General features: G+C 71.5%; 18 protein-coding genes and 1 tRNA gene. 14 read left to right on the top strand and 5 right to left on the bottom strand.

Annotation, left to right across the window (positions count from 1 at the left end; all coding sequences use genetic code 11):
* Nucleotides 1-6: 6 nt before the first annotated feature.
* The 3 genes from N1028_RS09810 to N1028_RS09800 are packed head-to-tail and all read right to left on the bottom strand — an operon-like array spanning nucleotide 7 to nucleotide 3,780.
* Entirely contained in the window at nucleotides 7-840 is an 834-nt protein-coding gene (locus tag N1028_RS09810; protein ID WP_259527382.1) for an arginase family protein, read from the bottom strand.
* Nucleotides 841-846: 6 nt separating this feature from the next.
* Nucleotides 847-1,590, bottom strand: coding sequence for a PspA/IM30 family protein (locus N1028_RS09805; protein WP_259527381.1), 744 nt, complete (start codon nucleotides 1,588-1,590; stop codon nucleotides 847-849).
* A gap of 60 nt (nucleotides 1,591-1,650) precedes the next feature.
* Nucleotides 1,651-3,780, bottom strand: coding sequence for a TPM domain-containing protein (locus tag N1028_RS09800; RefSeq protein ID WP_259527373.1), 2,130 nt, complete (start codon nucleotides 3,778-3,780; stop codon nucleotides 1,651-1,653).
* 96 nt (nucleotides 3,781-3,876) lie between these two features.
* On the opposite strand from N1028_RS09800, the gene N1028_RS09795 reads away from it, so the two are divergent.
* The gene (locus tag N1028_RS09795) at nucleotides 3,877-4,611 is read left to right on the top strand and encodes a gamma-glutamyl-gamma-aminobutyrate hydrolase family protein (RefSeq protein WP_259527364.1); all 735 of its coding nucleotides are present in this window, start codon (nucleotides 3,877-3,879) and stop codon (nucleotides 4,609-4,611) included.
* Between the two features lie 138 nt (nucleotides 4,612-4,749).
* Entirely contained in the window at nucleotides 4,750-6,039 is a 1,290-nt protein-coding gene (locus tag N1028_RS09790; protein ID WP_259527347.1) for a C40 family peptidase, read from the top strand.
* Here the strand turns inward: N1028_RS09790 and N1028_RS09785 are convergent.
* On the bottom strand, nucleotides 6,036-6,245 hold the full coding sequence (locus N1028_RS09785) for a hypothetical protein (RefSeq protein ID WP_259527343.1): 210 nt from the start codon (nucleotides 6,243-6,245) through the stop codon (nucleotides 6,036-6,038). The genes N1028_RS09790 and N1028_RS09785 overlap by 4 nt on opposite strands.
* A 96-nt stretch (nucleotides 6,246-6,341) precedes the next feature.
* Nucleotides 6,342-6,414 (bottom strand) — tRNA-Arg (locus tag N1028_RS09780).
* An 81-nt stretch (nucleotides 6,415-6,495) separates the two neighbouring features.
* Here N1028_RS09780 and N1028_RS09775 point away from each other — a divergent pair.
* From N1028_RS09775 to N1028_RS09720, 12 genes are all read left to right on the top strand, one after another.
* Nucleotides 6,496-7,290, top strand: coding sequence for a transglutaminase-like domain-containing protein (locus N1028_RS09775; protein ID WP_259527334.1), 795 nt, complete (start codon nucleotides 6,496-6,498; stop codon nucleotides 7,288-7,290).
* Between the two features lie 18 nt (nucleotides 7,291-7,308).
* A complete protein-coding gene (locus N1028_RS09770; protein ID WP_259527325.1) occupies nucleotides 7,309-8,967 on the top strand; it encodes an arginine--tRNA ligase in 1,659 nt (552 codons plus the stop codon).
* A 45-nt stretch (nucleotides 8,968-9,012) separates the two neighbouring features.
* Nucleotides 9,013-9,804: an LmeA family phospholipid-binding protein gene (locus N1028_RS09765; protein ID WP_259527323.1), complete on the top strand. Its 792-nt coding sequence runs from the start codon at nucleotides 9,013-9,015 to the stop codon at nucleotides 9,802-9,804.
* Between the two features lie 126 nt (nucleotides 9,805-9,930).
* Nucleotides 9,931-11,382, top strand: a complete 1,452-nt coding sequence (gene lysA, locus N1028_RS09760; protein WP_259527322.1) for a diaminopimelate decarboxylase — start codon at nucleotides 9,931-9,933, stop codon at nucleotides 11,380-11,382.
* A complete protein-coding gene (locus N1028_RS09755; RefSeq protein ID WP_259527309.1) occupies nucleotides 11,379-12,731 on the top strand; it encodes a homoserine dehydrogenase in 1,353 nt (450 codons plus the stop codon). Before lysA ends, N1028_RS09755 begins: the two co-directional genes overlap by 4 nt.
* Nucleotides 12,731-13,852, top strand: coding sequence for a threonine synthase (gene thrC / locus N1028_RS09750; RefSeq protein WP_259527308.1), 1,122 nt, complete (start codon nucleotides 12,731-12,733; stop codon nucleotides 13,850-13,852). The genes N1028_RS09755 and thrC overlap by 1 nt, the downstream gene beginning before the upstream one ends.
* Nucleotides 13,849-14,796, top strand: coding sequence for a homoserine kinase (gene thrB, locus N1028_RS09745; RefSeq protein ID WP_259527307.1), 948 nt, complete (start codon nucleotides 13,849-13,851; stop codon nucleotides 14,794-14,796). The genes thrC and thrB overlap by 4 nt, the downstream gene beginning before the upstream one ends.
* 187 nt (nucleotides 14,797-14,983) lie before the next feature.
* The gene (rho, locus tag N1028_RS09740; RefSeq protein WP_259527306.1) at nucleotides 14,984-17,371 is read left to right on the top strand and encodes a transcription termination factor Rho; all 2,388 of its coding nucleotides are present in this window, start codon (nucleotides 14,984-14,986) and stop codon (nucleotides 17,369-17,371) included.
* Complete coding sequence (gene prfA / locus N1028_RS09735; protein ID WP_259527297.1) at nucleotides 17,371-18,450, top strand: peptide chain release factor 1; 1,080 nt, start codon at nucleotides 17,371-17,373, stop codon at nucleotides 18,448-18,450. Before rho ends, prfA begins: the two co-directional genes overlap by 1 nt.
* The gene (gene prmC / locus N1028_RS09730; RefSeq protein ID WP_375163403.1) at nucleotides 18,447-19,373 is read left to right on the top strand and encodes a peptide chain release factor N(5)-glutamine methyltransferase; all 927 of its coding nucleotides are present in this window, start codon (nucleotides 18,447-18,449) and stop codon (nucleotides 19,371-19,373) included. The genes prfA and prmC overlap by 4 nt, the downstream gene beginning before the upstream one ends.
* 22 nt (nucleotides 19,374-19,395) lie before the next feature.
* The gene (locus N1028_RS09725) at nucleotides 19,396-19,584 is read left to right on the top strand and encodes a PLDc N-terminal domain-containing protein (RefSeq protein ID WP_259527295.1); all 189 of its coding nucleotides are present in this window, start codon (nucleotides 19,396-19,398) and stop codon (nucleotides 19,582-19,584) included.
* A gap of 53 nt (nucleotides 19,585-19,637) precedes the next feature.
* A complete protein-coding gene (locus N1028_RS09720; RefSeq protein WP_259527292.1) occupies nucleotides 19,638-20,288 on the top strand; it encodes an L-threonylcarbamoyladenylate synthase in 651 nt (216 codons plus the stop codon).
* Nucleotide 20,289 lies beyond the last annotated feature (1 nt).

The raw sequence follows: 20,289 nt of genomic DNA, 5'->3' as shown, positions 1-20,289 counted from the left end.
GGTTGCTCAGCGTACGAGGGCTGAGACGATGCGCAAGATGGCGGGCAGGTCGTCGACCGCCGCCGAAGGGTCCGCGGGCGCGAACTCGGTGATCCCGGCGCCTACGAGATGGAACTCCGCGCGCACCGCGCGGATCGCCTCGGTGAGCTCGGCGACGCGCACGCCGAACGGCTCGGGGAACGCCACCCCGGTGATCTCGGCGGGATCGATCACGTCGAGGTCCACGTGCAGGTAGACCGAGGTCGCCCCCGTGGCCCGCACGGCGGCCACGAGCGCCTCCGGGGTGGCGAGCCGGGCGGGCGGGAGCAGCACGATCCCGGCCTCGGCGACATGGTCGGCCTCGGCGTCGTCGAGCGACCTCGTGCCCGCGAGCACAAGCCTGCCCGGTTCGAGCAGAGGCTCGGGGGCGAGCTCCGCCGGGCCGCCGCCGAGGAGCGTGCGCACGACCATGCCGTGGAAGGCGCCGGAGGGCGACGACTCGGGGGTGTTGAGATCCGGATGCGCATCGAACCACACCACCACCGTGTCCGGATGGCGGGAGAGGGCATGCCGGATGGCCGCGAACTCGACTCCGCAGTCGCCCCCCACGGTGATCGGGAGGGCGTCCGTCGCGGGCAGCTCCTCGAGGGCGGCCGCGACCGACTCGGCGATCTGCGCGATGGAGGAGTAGCGGTGCACGCCCGTGCCGAGGGACTCGCCCGCGCCCCCCGGCACCCCCACCACCGTGGTGGAGGCCGCCGGCAGGTCGCCCCGGATGGCGTCGGCGCCGTCGATCAGCCGCATGGCGCGGCTCGAGCCGGAGCCCTGCCAGGCCGGGACGACGACGAAGTGCGCGCTCACCGCCGACTACTGGCCGTCGGTGACGGTCTTCTGGCCGGAGCCCGCTTTGAGCGCCGCGAGCCGGGCCTCCACCTCGGTGAGCTCGCCGAGGTCCTCGAGGCTCTCGAACTGGGAGTCGAGGCTCGAGGCGTTGAGCTCCTCCTGGCCTCGCACCCGGGCCTCCTCGCGGCGGATCTTGTCCTCGAAGCGGCCGAGGTCGCTCGTGGGGTCGAGCACGTTGATGTTCTTCAGCGCATCCTGCACCTTGCCCTGGGCCTCCGCGGTCTTGGCGCGGGCCACGAGGCTGTCGCGGCGGGTCTTCAGCTGGTTGAGCTTCTCCTTCATGGCGGCGAGACCCGACTTGAGCTTCTCGACAGACTCGGTCTGCGACGCGATCGAGGGCTCGGCGTCCTTCGCCTCGTTCTCGGACTGCAGCTGGCGGGTGAGGGCCACCTTCGCCAGGGCGTCGAACTTGTCGGCGTCTGCCGCGCTCCCCGCCGCGCGGAACTCGTCGGCCTTCGTGCTCGCGGCAAGGGCTTTGCGGCCCCAGTCGGCGGCAGCGGCGACGTCTTCCCGGTGGTCGTCCTCGAGCAGGCGGAGGTTGCCGATGGTCTGGGCGATCGCGCTCTCGGCGTCGGCGATGTTGGTGGTGTAGTCGCGCACGAGCTGGTCGAGCATGAGCTGCGGATCCTCGGCCTGGTCGATGAGGGCGTTGATGTTGGCCTTCGCGAGCTGCGCGATGCGGCCGAAGATCGACTGCTTGTTGGACATCGTGTTCTCCTTCTGTTCTGGTTCAGGTGATGGAGTGGGAAGCGGCCGGTGCCGCGAGGGTCAGAAACGGCCTCCGCCGCCGCGCCGGCCGGACGAGCGGCCGCCGCTGGAACGCCGCGAGCCCGAGCTCGAGCTCGAGCTGCGCCGACTCGAGGATCGGCTGCTGTAGCCGCCTCCGCGGCTCCCGCCACCCCAGCCGCCGCTGGATCCGCCGGACCAGCTGCTGCCGCCGCCGTCTCCGCCGAGGAGGCCGCCGAGGATGCCTCCGAGCAGGCCGCCGTCGTAGCTGTCGTCTCCTCGCCCGCCGCCGTCGTACGACGTGCCGTAGTTGCTGTAGTTGTCGAGCGTGCTGGAGACGTCGAGCCGAGCCGACGAGGTCGCCCGGCTCGCGAGCTGCGACGCCGTCGTGGCCTCGCGGAGCGACGCCTCGGGGTCGGTCGTGGCGAGCGCGAGCGACTGGTCGAGGTGGCGCTGCGCCTCGGAGAGCCGCGTTCGGGCATCCGGACCCACCGCGCCACGCCTGGTCTGCAGGAAGCTCTGAGCCTGCCCGACCTCGTTCTGCGCGGTGGCGATGGCGCGGTCGCGCTGCACGATGAGGCGCGCGGCTCGCTCCTGCTCGTCGCGCACGGAGGCGAGGGCGGCGTCGAGGGGCGCGTCGGCAGCCTCGAGGGCGGCACGGGCCGTGAGCGGATCGCGCGCCCCGATGCCGCGGGCGCGGTCGAGCTCGACGCTCACGGTCTGGGCGAGGGAGGCCAGCTGGGGCTGGGCCTGGCCCGCGGCCTGAAGGCGCGCGGCCTCCGCGATGTCCCGTTCGGCGTCCGCGACGACTGCGGCGAGCGTTCCTGCGGCCTGGTCGAGCTCGGACTCGAGCGAGGCGATCGCCGCCACGATCGTGCGCGACTGGCCCACCGCCTGACGGGCGGCGCGGATGCCGAGGGCGGCTTCCGCGGTGCGACCGGCGTCGATCTCGGTGCGGGCCGCCGCGAGAGCGTTCTCGGCGAGCACGCGCAGGCCCTCGAGCTGCGGCACGCTGCCGTCGAGCGACTGCAGCGCGTGGGCGTCGTAGCGCTCTGAGAGCCGCGCGGCCCTGGTCTTCGCCTCGGTGGTCTCGGCCGAGAGCGCCGCGAGCTCGGCGGCGGCCGCGGTGTGGGCGGAGAGCGGATCGCGCTCGACCTCGCGGAGCGCGGCGAAGGAGTCGACCTGGGCGTCGAGCTCGTCGGAGGCCTCGTCGCACATCGCGATGATCTGCTCCGACCAGGTGCGGCGCTCCTCGTCGGTGTCGGGCTCGGCGTCGTCGAGGCGCTGCTTGAGCGCGAAGGCCTCGCTGCGCTTCTTCTTCACCGCGGCGAGCACCTGGGTGTAGGCGGCGGTGGCCTCGGTGCCGAACTGCGCCACGGCGAAACCGAGCTCCTCCTCGCTCGAGGTCACGGCATCGTCGAGGTCGACGAGCACGGCGCCCACCCGCTGCTCGAGCTCCTTCAGACTCGGCCCGGCCTCGGCCGCCTGGGCCGAGACCGACGAGTCGATCTTGCGTCGACGACGCACCACGAGGGCGATCACCAGGGCGGCGACGAGCACGATCACGACCAGCGCGACGACCCAGAAGACCGCCGCAGGGATGCCGCCGGGCGTCACGGCGCCCTCGCCCCCGGATCCGCCGAGCTCGCGATCGATCCCTTCTGCGGCGGCCACGGCCGCGCCGGCCCAGTCGTCGACCCGGAGCGCCGGGATGATGTCCTCGGTCTCGATCCGCTCGAGCTGATCGTCGTCGAGCGCGAATCCGCCGTCGACCGAGAGCTGGTAGAGACGATCGTCGACCGCCACCGCCAGCAGCACGTCGTTGGTGCCGAACTGGTTGGTCGACGCGACCTCGTCGGTCCAGGCCCCCCGGTCGGACGGGTTCTCGAAGCTGTCGGTGAAGACCACGAAGAGGTTGACGCCCTGCTCGGTGGCGAGCTGCTGCACGGCATCCTGCACCTCGCCCTCATCGGATCCGAGGACGCCGGTCTCGTCGACGACGTAGCGGCCGTCGAACGAGACGGGGTCTCCGGCGTGGGCCGACGGGGGAGCGAGCAGTGCCCCGGGGACGACGAGGAGGGCCGTGGCGGCGACCGCTGCGGCGGCTGCGGCGAAGACGGCGGACAACGGGCGGCGAGTGGCCGCTCGGCGGGTGCGGTGCGGGACTCTCATTGCCCAGATTCTAGGAGGGGGTGGGGTGTCGTCGCCATGTTTCTCTTCATGACGCGGGCGGATGCGCAGGTGGCGTCGGGCCGGAAGGATGGTCGTGTGCCCACCGGAACCCGTCTCAGCGTCGTCGTCGTGACGCGCGAGCGGCCCCACGCACCCGAGTACGGGGCGTACTCGAAGCTCCTGCTCGAGCGCGCAGCACGCGATGCCGCCCGGGCGGGCTGGGACGTCGATGTGGTCGAAGCGGCCGTGGAGGGTGAGCACGGGGTGCTCCGGCGCACCGACGGATCCGACGCCCTCGTGGTGCTCGGCGGTGAGGACATCGCGCCCGAGTACTACGGTGCCGCCCGAGGCTACGCTCGCGAGGGGCTGCACCTCGAGCACGCCGACGAGGCGCAGCTCGCTCTCGTGCGCCGCGCGGTCGAGCGCTCCACCCCGCTCGTCGGCATCTGCCGGGGCCATCAGATCATCAACGTGGCGCTCGGCGGCACGCTCCTGCAGGATCTCGGCGACGGCTCATCGCACCGCCACGAGAGCGTGCCGGTGCATCGCGTGATGAGCGATCACGACGTGGAGCTGAGTGCAGGCTCCGTGCTCGCCGCCCGACTCGGCCGCCGGGTGGCCACCCGCAGCGCCCACCACCAGGCCGTCGACCGGCTCGGCTCGGGTCTCCGGATCGCCGCCACCGCGGCCGACGGGATCATCGAGGCCGTCGAGCACGAGCGACTGCCGATCGTGGGCGTGCAGTGGCACCCCGAGGACGTGGGGGCGGCCGATGGCCAGTTCGTCTCGATCCTGGCGTCTGTCGCGCGCGCGGCCGCTCTCGCCGCCTGAGGCGCCCCCTTATAACCCCTCCGACAGGATTCGGGCTGTCATGATGCCCGGCGTGTTGCTACTGTGGTCGATGTTGTTGCTGTGACTCGTGTGACGAGAGTGTTCACGATCAGCAGATCCGATCACCGGGGGAGACCCATGCGCCGCACCGAATCATCCGCCTTCCGCGCTCCGCGCCGACTGGCCGGACCCTGTGCCCTGATCTCCGCCGGCGTGCTCGCCGCCACGCTGCTCGTGGCCTCGCCCGCGGTGGCCACCGACTACCCGAGCTGGGACGACGTGGTGGCGGCGCAGAACGACGAGAGCGCCAAGGCCTCGCAGATCGCGGAGATCGAGGGCCTGATCGCAGGTCTCCAGGCCGAGGTCGAGGCTGCTCAGGCGGTGGCCGACGCCGCGTGGCAGGTCGACCAGTCGGCACAGAACGCCCTCGCGGCGGGCCAGCGCAAGGCCGACGGCCTCGCGGCCCAGGCCACCGAGGCGGAGGCCGAGGCCGCGACCTCGAGCAAGCGCGCCGCCTCGCTGGCCGCCCAGTTCGCCCGCAGTGCCGGCAACGACCTCACCTCGCAGCTCATGGTCTCGGGCGACGACAGCGACGACCTCCTCTACCAGCTCGGCGCCATGTCGAAGCTCAGCGAGACCAGCAAGACCGTGTTCGACCAGGCCGAGCAGGACGCGAACACGGCGGACTCCCTCAGCAAGCAGGCCGTCGTGGCGAAGCAGCGACTCGAGGGACTCGCCGCCGAGGCCGCCGCCTCGCTGCAGTCGGCTCGCGACGCGCAGGCCGACGTGCAGGGCGCGCTGCTCGAGCAGGAGGCGCACGAGGCCGAGCTCACCGTGCAGCTGAACGCTCTGAAGCAGAACACCGCGCTCACGACCGAGCAGTTCAACGAGGGTGTGCGGGTCGAGAGGGAGCGCCAGCTCGCCGAGGAGCAGGCCCGAGCCGAAGCGGCGGCCGAGGCCGAGCGTCAGCGCCAGGCCGCCGACGACGCGGGCGGTTCGGGTTCAGGCGGAGGCGGAGGCGGCGGCCCGGCTCCCGCACCCGCGCCCGAGCCGGCCCCGGTCAACGTCGCACCGCCCTCGCAGTCCTACAGCGGCCAGGCCGTCGTCGACTACGCCGAGCAGTTCGTGGGCGTCGTGCCCTACGGCTACGGCGCAGACCCGAGCGACAGCTTCGGCTGCGACGGTCTCACGCAGTACGTCTACGGCCAGTTCGGGATCCAGCTGCCGCGGCTCGTGAGCCGTCAGGCGGCCATGGGCGTGCGGGTGTCGGCTCAGGATGCGGCCCCAGGCGACCTCGTGGTCTGGCCGGGCTCGCACATCGGCATCTACGACGGCCACGGCGGCGTCATCCATTCGCCCGACTGGGGCCGCTACGTGACCCACGCCAACGGCCTCTGGGGCAGCTACTACTTCGTCCGCCTGGTCTAGACCGCGGGCGTTCTGGCGAACGGCGTCACCGACTCGATCGTGCCGTCGGCCTTCAGCACGATGTGGTCGCACTGCCGGGTGCGGGCCCAGGTGCGGCCCTCGGCGATGGCCTGGGTGCGGATGACGTGGGACGAGAGATCGATCTCCTCGCCCTGCATCCGGTTGTGCCACATGTTGTGGGCGCGGTAGGTCTCTACAGCGGGCATGAACGGGTCCTTCTCCATCGACGGATTGCCTGGTCACGCGGATGGGTGGTCCGCGTGGGCCACAGTGTAATGGAGGGACGCGGAATGGAGGGAAGGTGCCCCCAGTAGGATTTGAACCTACGGCCTTCTGCTCCGGAGGCAGACGCTCTATCCCCTGAGCTATGGGGGCCCGGGGTGCTCGTCAAGGTTAGCAGGATCTTGGCGGCCGCCTGGTCACCGTCCCGCTCTCGGCCGTGTCAGGATCGGGATCATGCTGCGCACCGTCTTCGCCTCCATCGAGGCCACCGTCGACAAGGCCACCACAGTCGTCTTCTCCGTCGCCGTCGCCGAGGGCGTCGCCCCGCGCCGGGAGCTCCTGGAGTTCCGGGTGGGCGACGAGCTCGTCACCGCCCAGGAGGTGCTCGACTCCCACGGCACTCGCCTGCACACATTCGACGTGCCGGCAGGCACCCTGGCCGTGCGGTACGAGGCCGAGCTCGAAGGGCGTGCTGCGCCCGCCCTGGTCGAACCGATGGACCTCATCCGCTACCTGCGGCCGAGCCGCTACTGCGAGTCCGACACGCTGCTGCCGACCGCGGTGGCGGAGTTCCACGGCCTGCACGGCCGCGATCTGCTCGAGGCCGTGAGCTCCTGGGTGGGTTCGGAGCTGAGCTATGTGCCCGGCTCGAGCGCCCCCACCGATGGCGCGGTGCAGACCCTGCTGCTCCGCCAGGGCGTCTGCCGCGACTACGCGCACCTCGTGATCGCCTTGCTCAGGGCGCTCGACGTGCCCGCGCGGCTCGCCTCGGTCTATGCGCCCGGCCTGTCGCCGATGGACTTCCACGCCGTGGCCGAGGCCTACATCGACGGCGCCTGGCAGGTCGTCGACGCCACGACCCTCGCACCCAGGCAGAGCCTCGTGCGCATCGCGACGGGGCGCGACGCCTCCGACACGGCGTTCCTCACCAACAACGGAGGCTTCCTGCGGCTGGACCGGCTCGAGGTCGGCGCCGTCGTCGACGAGCTGCCCACCGACGATGTGCGCGACCTGGTGCAGCTGGGGTGAGCGGTAGGATGGTTCGCCGTGACTCCTGAAGCCCTCTCCGCCGCTCTGCTCACGATCGTGAGCCCCCACCTCGCCGGCGCCGAGGGCGTCACGATCACGGCGGCCGACACGGTCGTGGAGCGCCCGCGCAACCGCGACCACGGCGACTGGGCCTCGAACATCGCCATGAAGCTCGCCAAGCGGCTCGGCCGCAACCCCCGCGAGTTCGCGCTCGAGCTCGTGCCGGCGCTCGAGGCCGTCGACGGCGTCGCCTCGGTGGAGGTCGCAGGCCCCGGCTTCATCAACATCCGTCTCGACACCGCGGCCGCGGGCGAGATCGCGCGTTCGGTCGTGGAGGCGGGCGACACCTACGGGCACAACTCGGTGCTCGCCGGCCACGTCATCAACATGGAGTTCGTCTCCGCCAACCCCACGGGACCCCTGCACATCGGCCACACCCGGTGGGCCGCACTCGGCGACTCGATCGCCCGGGTGCTCAAGGCATCCGGAGCCGCGGTCACGACCGAGTACTACATCAACGACGCCGGCAGCCAGATGGACGTCTTCGGCCTCTCGGTGCTCGCCGCCGCCAAGGGGGAGCCGACCCCCGAGAAGGGCTACCCGGGGCCCTACATCCAGACCCTCGCCCAGCGCGTGCTCGAGGCCGTTCCCGACCTGCTCGACAAGCCGCAGGACGAGGCGGTCGCCCTCGCTCGGGACCTCGCCTACGAGTTCCAGCTGGCCGAGATCAAGCAGTCGCTCGAGAGCTTCCGCGTGCACTTCGACGTGTTCTTCTCCGAACAGACCCTGCACGCTCCGGATGCGGAGACCGGCCGCACGGCCATCGACGACGCCGAGGAGCGTCTGCGCGCCCAGGGCCACGTGTTCGAGGCCGACGACGCCGTCTGGGTGCGCACGACCGACTTCGGCGACGACAAGGACCGCGTGCTCACCCGCGGCAACGGTGTGGTGACCTACTTCGCGGCCGACGCCGCCTACTACCTGAGCAAGAAGGATCGCGGCTTCGCCGAGAAGATCTACCTACTGGGCGCCGACCACCACGGCTACGTCGGGCGCCTCAAGGCCCTGGCCGCTGCGGCCGGAGACGACCCGTCGGTGAGCCTCAGCGTGCTGATCGGCCAGCTCGTGAACCTCAACGGCGCGAAGCTCTCCAAGCGCGCCGGAAACATCATCGAGCTCGACGACCTGCTCTCCTGGCTCGGCGCCGACGCCCTGCGCTACTGGCTGGCCCGGTATCCGGCCGACTCGCCGCTCTCGCTCGACGGCGAGCAGCTGCGCTCGCGCTCGAACGACAACCCCGTCTTCTACGTGCAGTACGCGCACGCCCGCACGCGCTCGGTGGCCCGCAACGCCGAGGCCGCCGGGGTCACCCGTGAGGCCTTCGAGCCCGGCCTCCTCGTGCACCCCACTGAGACGGCCCTGATCGGCGCCCTGCAGGAGTTCCCGCGGATCGTGGCGCACTCCGCCGAGCTCCGCGAGCCGCACCGCGTGGCCCGCTACCTCGAGGAGCTCGCCGGGCACTTCCACCGCTGGTACGACGCCACCCGGGTGCTCCCCTTCGGCGACGAGGAGATCGCACCCGTGCACGGCACGCGGTTGTGGCTGAACGATGCGACGGGCCAGGTCATCCGCAACGGTCTCGACCTCATCGGCGTCTCCGCGCCCGACCGGATGTGACGACGCCGGCCTGGGCCGTGGAGCCCTGCGTGGGAGGATGACGGCATGAGCACCGCGCCGATCCTGCCCTACGAGCCGATTCCCACCCAGCCGCCGAAGCGCCGTGCCAAGCGGTGGCCGTGGGTGCTCCTCGGTGTGCTCGTGCTCCTCGTGGTGGCGGTCGTGATCGCCGACATCGCCCTCCGCTCCTATGCCGAGGGCAGGGCCGCCGACGAGATCTCGTCGCAGCTGCCTGAGAACGTCGAGGGCGACATCGACGTCACCATCGGCGGCACCTCCTTCCTCGCCCAGGTCGTCACGGGCCGGCTGGACCGGGTGGACCTCGACGCGCCCGCCATCACGGCCGGCGGCATCCCGCTCTCGGCCCACGTCGTGGCGACCGGCGTGCCGACCGACCTCTCGCAGCCGATCGACGATGTGAAGGCCACGCTGTCGCTCGACCAGGCGGCGGTCGACGAGGTGGCGACGCTGCCCGGCGACGCGACGCTGAAGCTCGGCGACGGCGGCCAGGTCTCGTTCGACGGCACGGTGAGCCTGTTCGGTTTCTCGCTCGGCTACACCGTCACCGGCACGGTCGAGGGCTCGGGCACCGAGGTCGTGGTGGTGCCGGTCGCCGCCACCCTCAGCCAGGGCGCCGGCAGCCTCGACATCGACCTCGACGAGCTGCTCGGCACGGTGGCCGACAACCCCATCCCGCTGTGCGTGGCGAACTACCTGCCCGTGGGTGCCGAGATCGACGAGATCGCGATCGACGGCGGCACCGCGACGGTGCGGCTCTCGGCCGAGGACTTCGTGGCCGACGGCGAGAGCCTCAGCACGTTCGGCACCTGCCCCTGACTCGCAAGGATCGCCGACCCGCTAGGATCGGTACATCCGAGTGCACACACCTCGGAGCCGGCTTCAGGGACCAAGCCAGGTCCGCTCGCCCCTTGTGCCATCCGACACAGCTAAGGGATCTGATCCATGACCTCCAGCCCGCTCGCTCCCGCGTGGCTCGGCCATCCGGCCGATGCCAACGCGCTCGTCGCACCGATCTGGCCGCGCACCGCCGTGCGCGACGCCGGCGGAGCGCTCGCCATCGGTGGTGTCACCGCCGCTGAGCTCGCAGGGCGCTTCGGCACGCCGCTCTACGTGGTCGACGAGCGCGAGGCCCGGGAGCGCGCCGTCGAGGTGCGCGACGCCTTCGACGCCGCAGCCGCCCGCATCGGCACGACCGCCACCGTCTACTACGCCGCCAAGGCGTTCCTCAGCATCGAGGTGGCGAGGTGGATGGCCGAGGCCGGCCTCTCGATCGACGTCTGCAGCGGCGGAGAGCTCGCCGTGGCCCTCGCCGCTGGCGTCGACCCCGCCCGAATGGGGCTGCACGGCAACAACAAGTCGGTGGCCGAGATCGAGCGCGCGGTCGCGAGCGGCGTCGGAGTGATCGTGATCGACAGCGCCCTCGAGATCGAGCGGGTGGCCGCGGCAGCCGCTCGGCACGGCGTCGTGCAGAAGGTGCGGCTGCGCGTCAACAGCGGCGTGCACGCGCACACCCACGACTTCCTCGCGACGGCCCACGAAGACCAGAAGTTCGGCGTGCGGCTCGATCAGGCCGTGGAGTTCGCGGCCGCCATCCGTTCGCACGCCTCGCTCGAGTTCCTCGGCCTGCACTGCCACATCGGGTCGCAGATCTTCGGCGTCGACGGCTTCAGCGAGTCGGCCGCGCGCCTGCTCGAGGTGCACGCGGAGCTGCTCGAGGGCGGCGACGTTCCCGGCCTCAACCTCGGCGGAGGCTACGGCATCGCCTACACCGAGGCCGACGACCCCGAGCAGATCGAGCTGCTCGCCGACGGCATCGCCGACGCGGTGGCGACGGAGTGCGAGCGCCTCGGCATCACCGTGCCCGCTCTGGCGTTCGAGCCAGGCCGCACGATCATCGGCACCGCCGGGGTCACGCTCTACGAGGTCGGCACCACCAAGGACGTGCTGGTGCAGGTGCCGGGCGTCGACGGTGGCGCCACCGATCACGTGCGCCGCTATGTGAGCGTCGACGGGGGAATGAGCGACAACGTGCGGCCGGCCCTCTACGGAGCCGACTACACGGTGCGGATCGCCGGGCGCTCGAGTTCCGCAGACCCGGCGCTCGTGCGGGTGGCCGGCAAGCACTGCGAGAGCGGCGACATCGTGGTGAACGCCGCGTACCTTCCGGGAGACGTGGCTCCGGGCGACCTGCTCGCGGTGCCCGCCACCGGCGCCTACTGCCACTCCCTCGCGTCCAACTACAACTACCTCGGCCGGCCGGCGGTCGTGGCGGTCGGGGGCGGCGAGGCGCGCGTGCTGATCCGCCGCGAGACCGAGCACGACCTCCTGGCCCGCGACGCGGCCTTCCTTCAAGAAGCCGGCACCGATGCCACCACCCGTGGAGACGAACGATGAAGATCGAGTACCGCAATCTCCGTGTCGCCCTGCTCGGCGCCGGCTCCGTCGGCAGCCAGGTGGCCCGGCTCCTGCTCGAACAGGGCGACGAGCTCGCCTCGCGCGTGGGCGCCGGCCTCGAGCTCGTGGGAGTGGCCGTGCGCGACGTCGACGCGCCCCGCGACTTCGACATCCCGCGCCACCTGCTCACGACCGACGCCCACACCCTCATCCGGTCGGCCGACATCGTGATCGAGCTGATGGGCGGCCTCGAGCCCGCCCGGGAGTACATCCACCTCGCGATCGCCTCCGGCGCCGACGTCGTCACCGGCAACAAGGCCCTGCTGGCCACCTACGGTCCCGAGCTCTTCGCCGCGGCCGACCAGGTCGGCGCGCAGCTCTACTACGAGGCCGCCGCGGGCGGTGCCATCCCGATCATCCGCCCCCTCCGCGACTCGCTCGCGGGCGACCGCGTGGTGCGCGTGATGGGCATCGTCAACGGCACGACGAACTTCATCCTCGACCGGATGGACGTGGAGGGCGACAGCTTCGAGAACGCCCTCGCCATCGCCACCGACCTGGGCTACGCCGAGGCCGACCCCACCGCCGACGTCGAGGGCTTCGACGCGGCCCAGAAGGCGGCCATCCTCGCGAGCCTCGCCTTCCACACGGCCGTGCCCGTGGAATCCGTGCACCGCGAGGGCATGACGACCGTCACGGCCGCCCAGGTCGACGCGGCGCAGAAGGCCGGCTACGTCGTCAAGCTCCTCGCCATCTGCGAGCGGCTCACGGATGCCGAGACGGGCGTCGAGGGCGTCGTGGCGCGGGTGCACCCCGCCCTGATCAGCCGCCGCCATCCGCTCGCCGCTGTGCACGACGCGAAGAACGCGGTGTTCGTGCAGGCCGAGGCCGCGGGCGACCTCATGTTCTACGGCGCCGGCGCCGGGGGAGTGGAGACGGCCTCGGCGGTGCTCGGCGACCTCGTGTCGGCTGCGCGCCGCCACGTGGCTGGCGGCCCCGGTGTGGGCGAGTCGACCCACGCCAACCTCGCCGTGCTCGGCATCGGCGCCGTCACCACGCGCTACCAGCTCACGCTCGTGGTCACCGACAAGCCGGGCGTGCTCGCGCAGATCGCCGGTCTGTTCAGCGAGCACGGCGTCTCGGTGGAGGCCGTGCAGCAGACGGTCGCCACCGCGCCCATCGCCGCCGACGGGTCGCGGTCGGTCGACGAGCCGCTCACCGCTACCCTTGTGATTGTCACGCACGAAGCCACCGACGCGGCCCTCTCGGCCACGGTGGCGGCTGTTTCCGCGAACGACGCCGTCGTTCGGGTGGAATCAGTCCTACGAGTTGAAGGAGACACGCCCTAGTGGCCGACAGCACCCCCAGCATCCCCTCCCGCGGCATTCCTTCACGGCAGTGGCGGGGTGTCCTCCATGAGTACGCCGACCGTCTGGACATCACCGAGGCGACTCCGATCGTGACCCTGGGCGAGGGCGGCACGCCGCTCGTCCCGGCCCCCGCGCTCTCCGCGCGCACGGGTGCGAACGTCTACATCAAGTTCGAGGGCATGAACCCCACGGGCTCCTTCAAGGACCGTGGCATGACGATGGCCATCTCCAAGGCCGTCGAGCACGGCGCCAAGGCCGTCATCTGCGCCTCCACCGGCAACACCTCAGCCTCGGCCGCCGCCTACGCCACCCACGCCGGCATCACGGCCGCCGTGCTCGTGCCCGAGGGCAAGATCGCGATGGGCAAGCTCAGCCAGGCCATCGCGCACAACGCCGAGCTCATCCAGGTGCAGGGCAACTTCGACGACTGCCTCGACCTCGCCCGCGACCTCTCGGCGAACTACCCCGTGCACCTCGTCAACTCGGTCAACCCCGATCGGATCAACGGCCAGAAGACCGCGGCCTACGAGGTCGTCGAGGTGCTCCAGGATGCGCCCGACTTCCACCTGCTCCCGGTCGGCAACGCGGGCAACTACACCGCCTACTCCCGCGGCTACACCGAGGAGCTCGAGCGCGGGGTCACCACGAAGCTGCCCCGCATGTTCGGCTTCCAGGCCGCGGGCTCGGCCCCGATCGTGCTCGGTCACCCGGTGAAGAACCCCGACACGATCGCGAGCGCCATCCGCATCGGCAACCCCGCCTCGTGGGAGCTCGCCCTCGCCGCGCGCGAGGCCACTGACGGCTACTTCGGCGCCATCACCGACGAGCACATCCTCGCCGCCCACCGCCTGCTCTCGGCCGAGGTCGGCATCTTCGTCGAGCCCGCCTCCGCCATCGGCGTGGCTGGTCTCCTCGAGCGCTCCGAGGCCGGAGTCATCCCGGCCGGCGCCACCGTGGTGATCACCGTCACCGGTCACGGCCTCAAGGATCCGCAGTGGGCCCTCCGCACCGCCGACGGCGACGACGTGAAGCCCACGGTCGTGTCGGTCGACGCCGCCGAGATCGCCGGAGTGCTGGGCCTTCAGAAGGCGGCCTCGTGAGCTTCGCCGACGGCTCGCTCGCGGGCCGGAGGGTCACCGTCCGGGTTCCGGGCACCACGGCCAACCTCGGCCCCGGGTTCGACACCCTCGGCCTCGCGCTCGCGATCTACGACGAGCTGACCGTCGCCGTGCGCGATGAGCCGGGCGCGTTCGTGGAGGTCGACGGCGTGGGCGCCGGCGAGGTGCCCACCGACGAGACGAACCTCGTGGTGCGCGCGATCGCCCACACCTTCGCCGCCTACGGGCAGGAGCTCCCGGGGCTCCACCTCACCGCCAAGAACGTGATCCCGCACGGGCGGGGCCTCGGCTCCTCCGGCGCCGCGATCGTCTCGGGCGTCATGGCCGCGAAGGGCCTGCTCGAGGGCATCGTCGAGATCGACCCGCTGGGCCTCCTCGCCCGCGCGACCGAGCTCGAGGGGCACCCCGACAACGTGGCCCCCGCGCTGTTCGGCGGACTCACGATCGCGTGGGTCACGCCCGAGGGCCCGCAGTTCAAGAAGCTCATCGTGCACCGCGGTGTCTCGCCGCTCGTGCTCGTGCCCGAGGAGACGATGTCGACGGCGCTCGCCCGGAGCCTCCAGCCGGAGTCGGTGCCGCACGCCGACGCCATCTTCAACGTCTCGCGCTCGACCCTCCTGATCGCGGCGCTCATCCAGAGTCCCGAGCTGCTGCTCGCGGCCACCGAGGACAAGCTGCACCAGAGCTACCGCGCGAGCGCGATGCCCGAGACCGACCGGCTCATCCAGGCGCTCCGGGCCGAGGGCTTCCCGGCCGTCGTCTCGGGGGCGGGGCCGAGCATCCTCGTGCTCTGCAGCGACCCGGGCCAGCGGCTCGCCGCCGCGGATCTCGTGGCCGCGCGCACCGCGACACCCTGGCGTTCGCTCGTTCTGGCCGTGGACTTCAAAGGTGCTACAGTGATAACGCACCCGGACGAAGTCGAATAGCCTACTGGCTCTGAATCCCGTCCCGGTCGCTTTCCAATTCATTACTGCCGCGTGCAGCAACGTATCCGGCTCCTCGCACGACCATGGCGGTTCACCGTCGAGATCGTGCGCAGCCCAGGTTCACCCTCACGCCGCCAGTTCTCTGCCTGGCTCTTCTCAGCCGACAGGGGAAGGACACCGAATCTCCGTGACTGACGTCAACACCACCCCCGAACTCTCGACCCTCAAGGTCTCCGAGCTGCAGGCCATCGCCGCGCAGCTGGGCATGGCCGGAGCCTCCAAGCTCCGCAAGGGCGAGCTGGTCGAGGCCATCCGCAAGGTCCAGGAGGGCGCCGTCGAGGCCCTTCCCGAGGCCATCACCCTCGAGGCCCCCGCCGCGGCAGAGCCTGCTGTGGCCGAGGCCGCTGTGGTCGAGCCCGCCGTGGTCGAGGCCGCCGCTGCCGAGCCCGCCGCACCGGCGCTCTTCGACGGGCCGATCGTGCCCGACGAGCTGCTGCGCTCGGCTCCCGCCGCCAGCGCGCCCAAGGAGCCGATCGTCATCGATCTGCCCGAGGGCCCCGTGTCGCCCAAGCGCCGTTCGCGTCGCGTCACCACCGAGCGCGTGTCGACCGACCGCGTTCCGGCCGGCGGCCACGTGAACCACACCGAGGGCGTCGAGGCGCCGCTGGTGCCCGAGGCGGCCGTCTCCACCGAGCCCGGCACCGATGCTGCAGCTGCAGCGTCGTCGCAGGCCGGCACCGAAGCCGAGCCCACGGCTCAGCCGACCGAGCGCCGCACGAACCGTCGTGAGCGCCCCACCCGCGAGCAGCGCATCGCCGCGCAGCGTGCCGGTGCCGAGGCCTCCGCGGCAGAGCAGACCGAGGCACCCGCCGCGGAGTCCCCGCAGGACGACGAGCAGGGCCAGGACGAGCAGGGCCGGAACGATCAGGGTCGCAATGACCAGGGCCGAGGCGACCAGGGCGACCAGGGCCAGAACGAGCAGGGCGAGCAGTCGGAGCCCCGCGAGGGCCGTGGCCGTGGCCGCAATCGTCGCAACCGCGGCGGCTCGAACAACGCCGACGCCGGAAATCAGGGCAACGGCGGCCAGAACCAGAACGGCGGCGGCCAGAACGGCGGGGCCCAGAACGGCGGGGCCGGCCAGAACGCGAACGGCCAGAACGCGAATGGCCAGAACGGCGGCGCCCAGAACGGCGGCGCTCGTGCGGCGGAGCCGAAGCAGGACCTGCAGGACGACCGCGGTCAGGGCAACCAGAACCGCGACGGCAACCGCGACTCGAACCGTGACGCCAACCGCGATGCCGGCGAGGAGCGCGGCGCCCGCAGCCGCTACCGCGACCGCAAGCGCCGCGGCCAGACCGGTGGCGACGAGATCGAGCCCGAGATCAGCGAAGACGACGTGCTCATCCCCGTGGCCGGCATCCTCGACATCCTCGACAACTACGCCTTCGTGCGCACCAGCGGCTACCTCCCGGGCAACAGCGACGTCTACGTCTCGCTCGGCCAGGTCAAGAAGTACAACCTGCGCAAGGGCGACGCGATCGTCGGCTCCATCCGCCAGCCGCGGGAGAACGACTCCAACGGCCGCCAGAAGTACAACGCGATCGTGCGCATCGAGTCGATCAACGGCCTGCCCGTCGAGGAGGCGCAGAACCGCGTCGAGTTCGGCAAGCTCACCCCGCTCTACCCGCAGGAGCGCCTGCGCCTCGAGACCGAGCCCGGCAAGCTGACCCAGCGCATCATCGACCTCGTCGCACCGATCGGAAAGGGCCAGCGCGGTCTCATCGTGGCGCCCCCGAAGGCGGGCAAGACGATCGTGCTGCAGCAGATCGCCAACGCGATCTCCACGAACAACCCCGAGGTGCACCTCATGGTCGTGCTCGTCGACGAGCGGCCCGAAGAGGTCACCGACATGCAGCGCACCGTCAAGGGCGAGGTCATCGCCTCGACCTTCGACCGTCCGGCCGAAGACCACACCACGGTCGCCGAGCTCGCCATCGAGCGCGCCAAGCGCCTGGTCGAGCTCGGTCACGACGTGGTCGTGCTGCTCGACTCGATCACCCGCCTCGGCCGCGCCTACAACCTGGCGTCGCCGGCGTCCGGCCGCATCCTCTCCGGAGGTGTCGACGCCTCGGCGCTGTACCCGCCGAAGCGCTTCTTCGGGGCCGCCCGCAACATCGAGAACGGCGGATCGCTCACGATCCTCGCGACCGCGCTCGTGGAGACCGGCTCGAAGATGGACGAGGTGATCTTCGAGGAGTTCAAGGGAACGGGCAACTCCGAGCTCCGCCTCTCCCGTCAGCTCGCCGACAAGCGCATCTTCCCGGCCGTCGACGTCAACGCGTCGTCCACCCGCCGCGAGGAGCTCCTGATGGGCGCCGACGAGACCAAGATCACGTGGAAGCTCCGTCGTGCCCTCGCGGGCGTCGACCAGCAGCAGGCGCTCGAGATCGTCCTCGGCCGTCTCAAGGAGACCTCCTCGAACGTGGAGTTCCTCATGCAGGTGCAGAAGTCGATGCCCGCTCCCGCGGGCGGCCACAGCAACGGCAACGGGCACGCTGGCCACAAGGCCGACTGATGTTCGAGTCCGTCGCGGCCCTGCAGGCCGAGCACGACGACCTGCAGCAGCAGCTGTCCGATCCCGCGCTCCACGGCGATCCGGCGCGCTCGAAGCGGGTCAACCGGCGCTACGCCGAGCTGAGCCGCATCGTGGCCGCGCACACCGCGTGGCAGCAGAACGTCGACGACCTCGAGGCGGCGCGCGAGCTCGCCGACGAGGATCCGGCGTTCGCGGAGGAGATCCCGAGCCTCGAGGAGTCGCTCGTGGAGAAGGAGGAGACGCTCCGGCGACTCCTCATCCCGCGCGACCCGGATGACGCCCGCGACGTGATCATGGAGATCAAGGGTGGTGAGGGCGGTGCCGAGAGCATGCTCTTCGTGGCCGACCTCCTGCGCATGTATCTGCACTACGCCGAGTCGAAGGGCTGGAAGACCGAGCTCCTCGAGCGCACCGAGAGCGACCTGGGCGGCTACAAAGACGTGCAGATCGCGGTCAAGGGCCGCTCCGCCGACCCGGCCGAGGGCGTCTGGGCGCACCTGAAGTACGAGGGCGGAGTGCACCGCGTTCAGCGCGTGCCCGCGACCGAGTCGCAGGGCCGCATCCACACCTCCGCCGCCGGCGTGCTCGTCTTCCCCGAGGTCGACGAGCCCGAAGAGGTCGAGATCAGCCCCAACGACCTCAAGATCGACGTGTTCCGCTCCTCCGGGCCCGGTGGCCAGTCGGTCAACACGACCGACTCCGCCGTGCGCATCACCCACCTCCCCACCGGCATCGTGGTCTCGATGCAGAACGAGAAGAGCCAGCTGCAGAACCGCGAGGCCGGCATGCGCGTGCTCCGCGCCCGCATCCTCGCCAAGCAGCAGGAGGAGCTCGACGCCGAGGCGAGTGCGGCCCGCAAGAGCCAGATCCGCTCGGTCGACCGCTCCGAGCGCATCCGCACCTACAACTACCCCGAGAACCGCATCGCCGACCACCGCACCGGATACAAGGCGTACAACCTCGACCAGGTGATGGACGGCGCGCTCGAGCCCATCATCCAGTCGGCCATCACGGCCGACGAGGAGTCGAGGCTCGCGGCCATCGGGACCGACTCGTGACGGCGGGCGTCATCACCGAGCGCCCGGGTGTCGATCGTCCCGTGACCGTGCGTTCGCTCTTCGAGCGCGCGGTCGACATCCTCGCCGCGAGCGGCATCGCCGACCCGCAGGTCGACGCCGAGCTGCTCATCGGCCACGTGCTCGGCGCCTCCCGCGGCCGCGTGCAGTCGCTCGCGGTGACGGATGCCCCGATCGGCCCCGAGGAGACCCTCGCGATCGTCGAGGCGGTGGAGCGCCGGGCCGCTCGCGAGCCGCTCCAGCACATCACGGGCACCGCGCACTTCCGTTCGCTCGAGCTCTCGGTGGGCCCCGGCGTCTTCGTGCCCCGGCCCGAGACGGAGTTCGTGGCCGGCCTCGCCATCGACGCCCTGCGCGCCGTCGTGCCCGCGGGGGACCCACTGCTCTCGGCGGATGCCGGCCCCGCCGCCGTCGACCTCGGAACGGGCAGCGGCGCCATCGCGCTCGCCCTCGCCACCGAGGTGCCGCACGCCCGCGTGGTGGCCGTCGAGAACTCGACCGCCGCCTTCATCTGGGCCAAGGAGAACTTCCGCCGCGTCGGAGCAGCGAACTCCCGCCTGATCTTCATCGACCTCGCAGACGCCCTGCCCGAGGAGGGCGGCCGCTTCGACGTCGTCGTCTCGAACCCGCCGTACATCCCGCTCGGCGCGATCCCGCGCGACCCCGAGGTGCGGCTGCACGACCCCGAGCACGCCCTCTACGGCGGCGAGGACGGGCTCGACGTCGTGCGGAGCGTCTCGCAGACCGCCGCGCGACTCATCCGCGCGGGCGGAACCCTCGTGATCGAGCACGGCGAGCTCCAGGGCGCCGAGATCCGCGCGCTCCTCGAGGCCGACGGCTGGCGCGCCACCGCGACCCACCGCGATCTCACCGGCCGTGATCGCGCCACCACGGCGCTACGCTAGAACCCCACGCCAGGAGGCACTCATGGAACCCATCTCATTCACGTTCGGCGTCGTCGGCCTCATCATCTTCATCGTCACGGTCGTCTCGATCGTCAAGAACCCCAACCACGGGGGAGTCGGCAAGTTCGTCTGGATCCTGGTGGCGTTCTTCCTCTCGATCCTCGGCTCCATCCTCTGGCTGATCTTCGGCCGCGGCCGGGTCTCCAAGTAGCCGTCGCCTCCGCCCGAGGGCGGAAGACGGCTCCGGCTATCATGGACAGCGAGATGGCTGCACTTTACGACTGCTCCGCGCCGACGGAGCTCCTCACCGGGATGCGCCTCTCACGGGCCGCGATCGCCAAGGGCGAGCTCGTGGTGCTGCCCACCGACACGGTCTACGGCCTCGCCGCCGACGCCTTCACCCCCTCCGCCGTGCAGCGCCTGCTCGACGCCAAGGGCCGCACCCGGCAGTCGCCGCCGCCCGTGCTCATCCCGGGCCTCGCCACCCTCGACGCGTTGGCCACGGGCATCCCGGATGCCGTGCGCGACCTCGTGAAGGCGTTCTGGCCGGGCGGGCTCACCATCATCCTCCGCGCCACGCCCTCGCTCGCGTGGGATCTCGGCGAGACGGGCGGCACCGTCGCCCTGCGCATGCCCGACGACGAGATCGCCCTCGCCCTCCTCGCCGAGACGGGGCCGCTCGCGGTCTCGAGCGCCAACCTCACGGGGCAGCCCGCCGCCATGACCGCGGCGGAGGCCCAGGTCATGCTCGGTGACAGCGTCTCGGTCTACCTCGACGGGGGAGCGCGAGACGGCGGCAGCGCCTCCACCATCCTCGACGCCACCGATCCGGCCTCGTTCCGGATCGTGCGCCACGGCGCGGTGAGCGACGACGCCCTGCGCGAGGTCGTCGGCGACCTCCTGGCAGGCGCCTGAC

Origin of the sequence: Herbiconiux oxytropis, assembly GCF_024979315.1 — a bacterium.
Classification (GTDB): domain Bacteria; phylum Actinomycetota; class Actinomycetes; order Actinomycetales; family Microbacteriaceae; genus Herbiconiux; species Herbiconiux oxytropis.
Note: the sequence above shows the minus strand (reverse complement) of the source record. Positions and strands in the feature narration are given on the sequence as shown.

Bases quoted from the DNA above. Each gene is read 5' to 3' on its own strand.
- N1028_RS09800 (WP_259527373.1), bottom strand. From the start codon at position 3,780: ATGAGAGTCCCGCACCGCACCCGCCGAGCGGCCACTCGCCGCCCGTTG.
- N1028_RS09790 (WP_259527347.1), top strand. From the start codon at position 4,750: ATGCGCCGCACCGAATCATCCGCCTTCCGCGCTCCGCGCCGACTGGCC.
- prfA (WP_259527297.1), top strand. From the start codon at position 17,371: ATGTTCGAGTCCGTCGCGGCCCTGCAGGCCGAGCACGACGACCTGCAG.
- N1028_RS09765 (WP_259527323.1), top strand. From the start codon at position 9,013: ATGAGCACCGCGCCGATCCTGCCCTACGAGCCGATTCCCACCCAGCCG.
- N1028_RS09785 (WP_259527343.1), bottom strand. From the start codon at position 6,245: ATGCCCGCTGTAGAGACCTACCGCGCCCACAACATGTGGCACAACCGG.
- N1028_RS09775 (WP_259527334.1), top strand. From the start codon at position 6,496: ATGCTGCGCACCGTCTTCGCCTCCATCGAGGCCACCGTCGACAAGGCC.
- N1028_RS09720 (WP_259527292.1), top strand. From the start codon at position 19,638: ATGGCTGCACTTTACGACTGCTCCGCGCCGACGGAGCTCCTCACCGGG.
- N1028_RS09725 (WP_259527295.1), top strand. From the start codon at position 19,396: ATGGAACCCATCTCATTCACGTTCGGCGTCGTCGGCCTCATCATCTTC.
- N1028_RS09805 (WP_259527381.1), bottom strand. From the start codon at position 1,590: ATGTCCAACAAGCAGTCGATCTTCGGCCGCATCGCGCAGCTCGCGAAG.
- N1028_RS09755 (WP_259527309.1), top strand. From the start codon at position 11,379: ATGAAGATCGAGTACCGCAATCTCCGTGTCGCCCTGCTCGGCGCCGGC.
- lysA (WP_259527322.1), top strand. From the start codon at position 9,931: ATGACCTCCAGCCCGCTCGCTCCCGCGTGGCTCGGCCATCCGGCCGAT.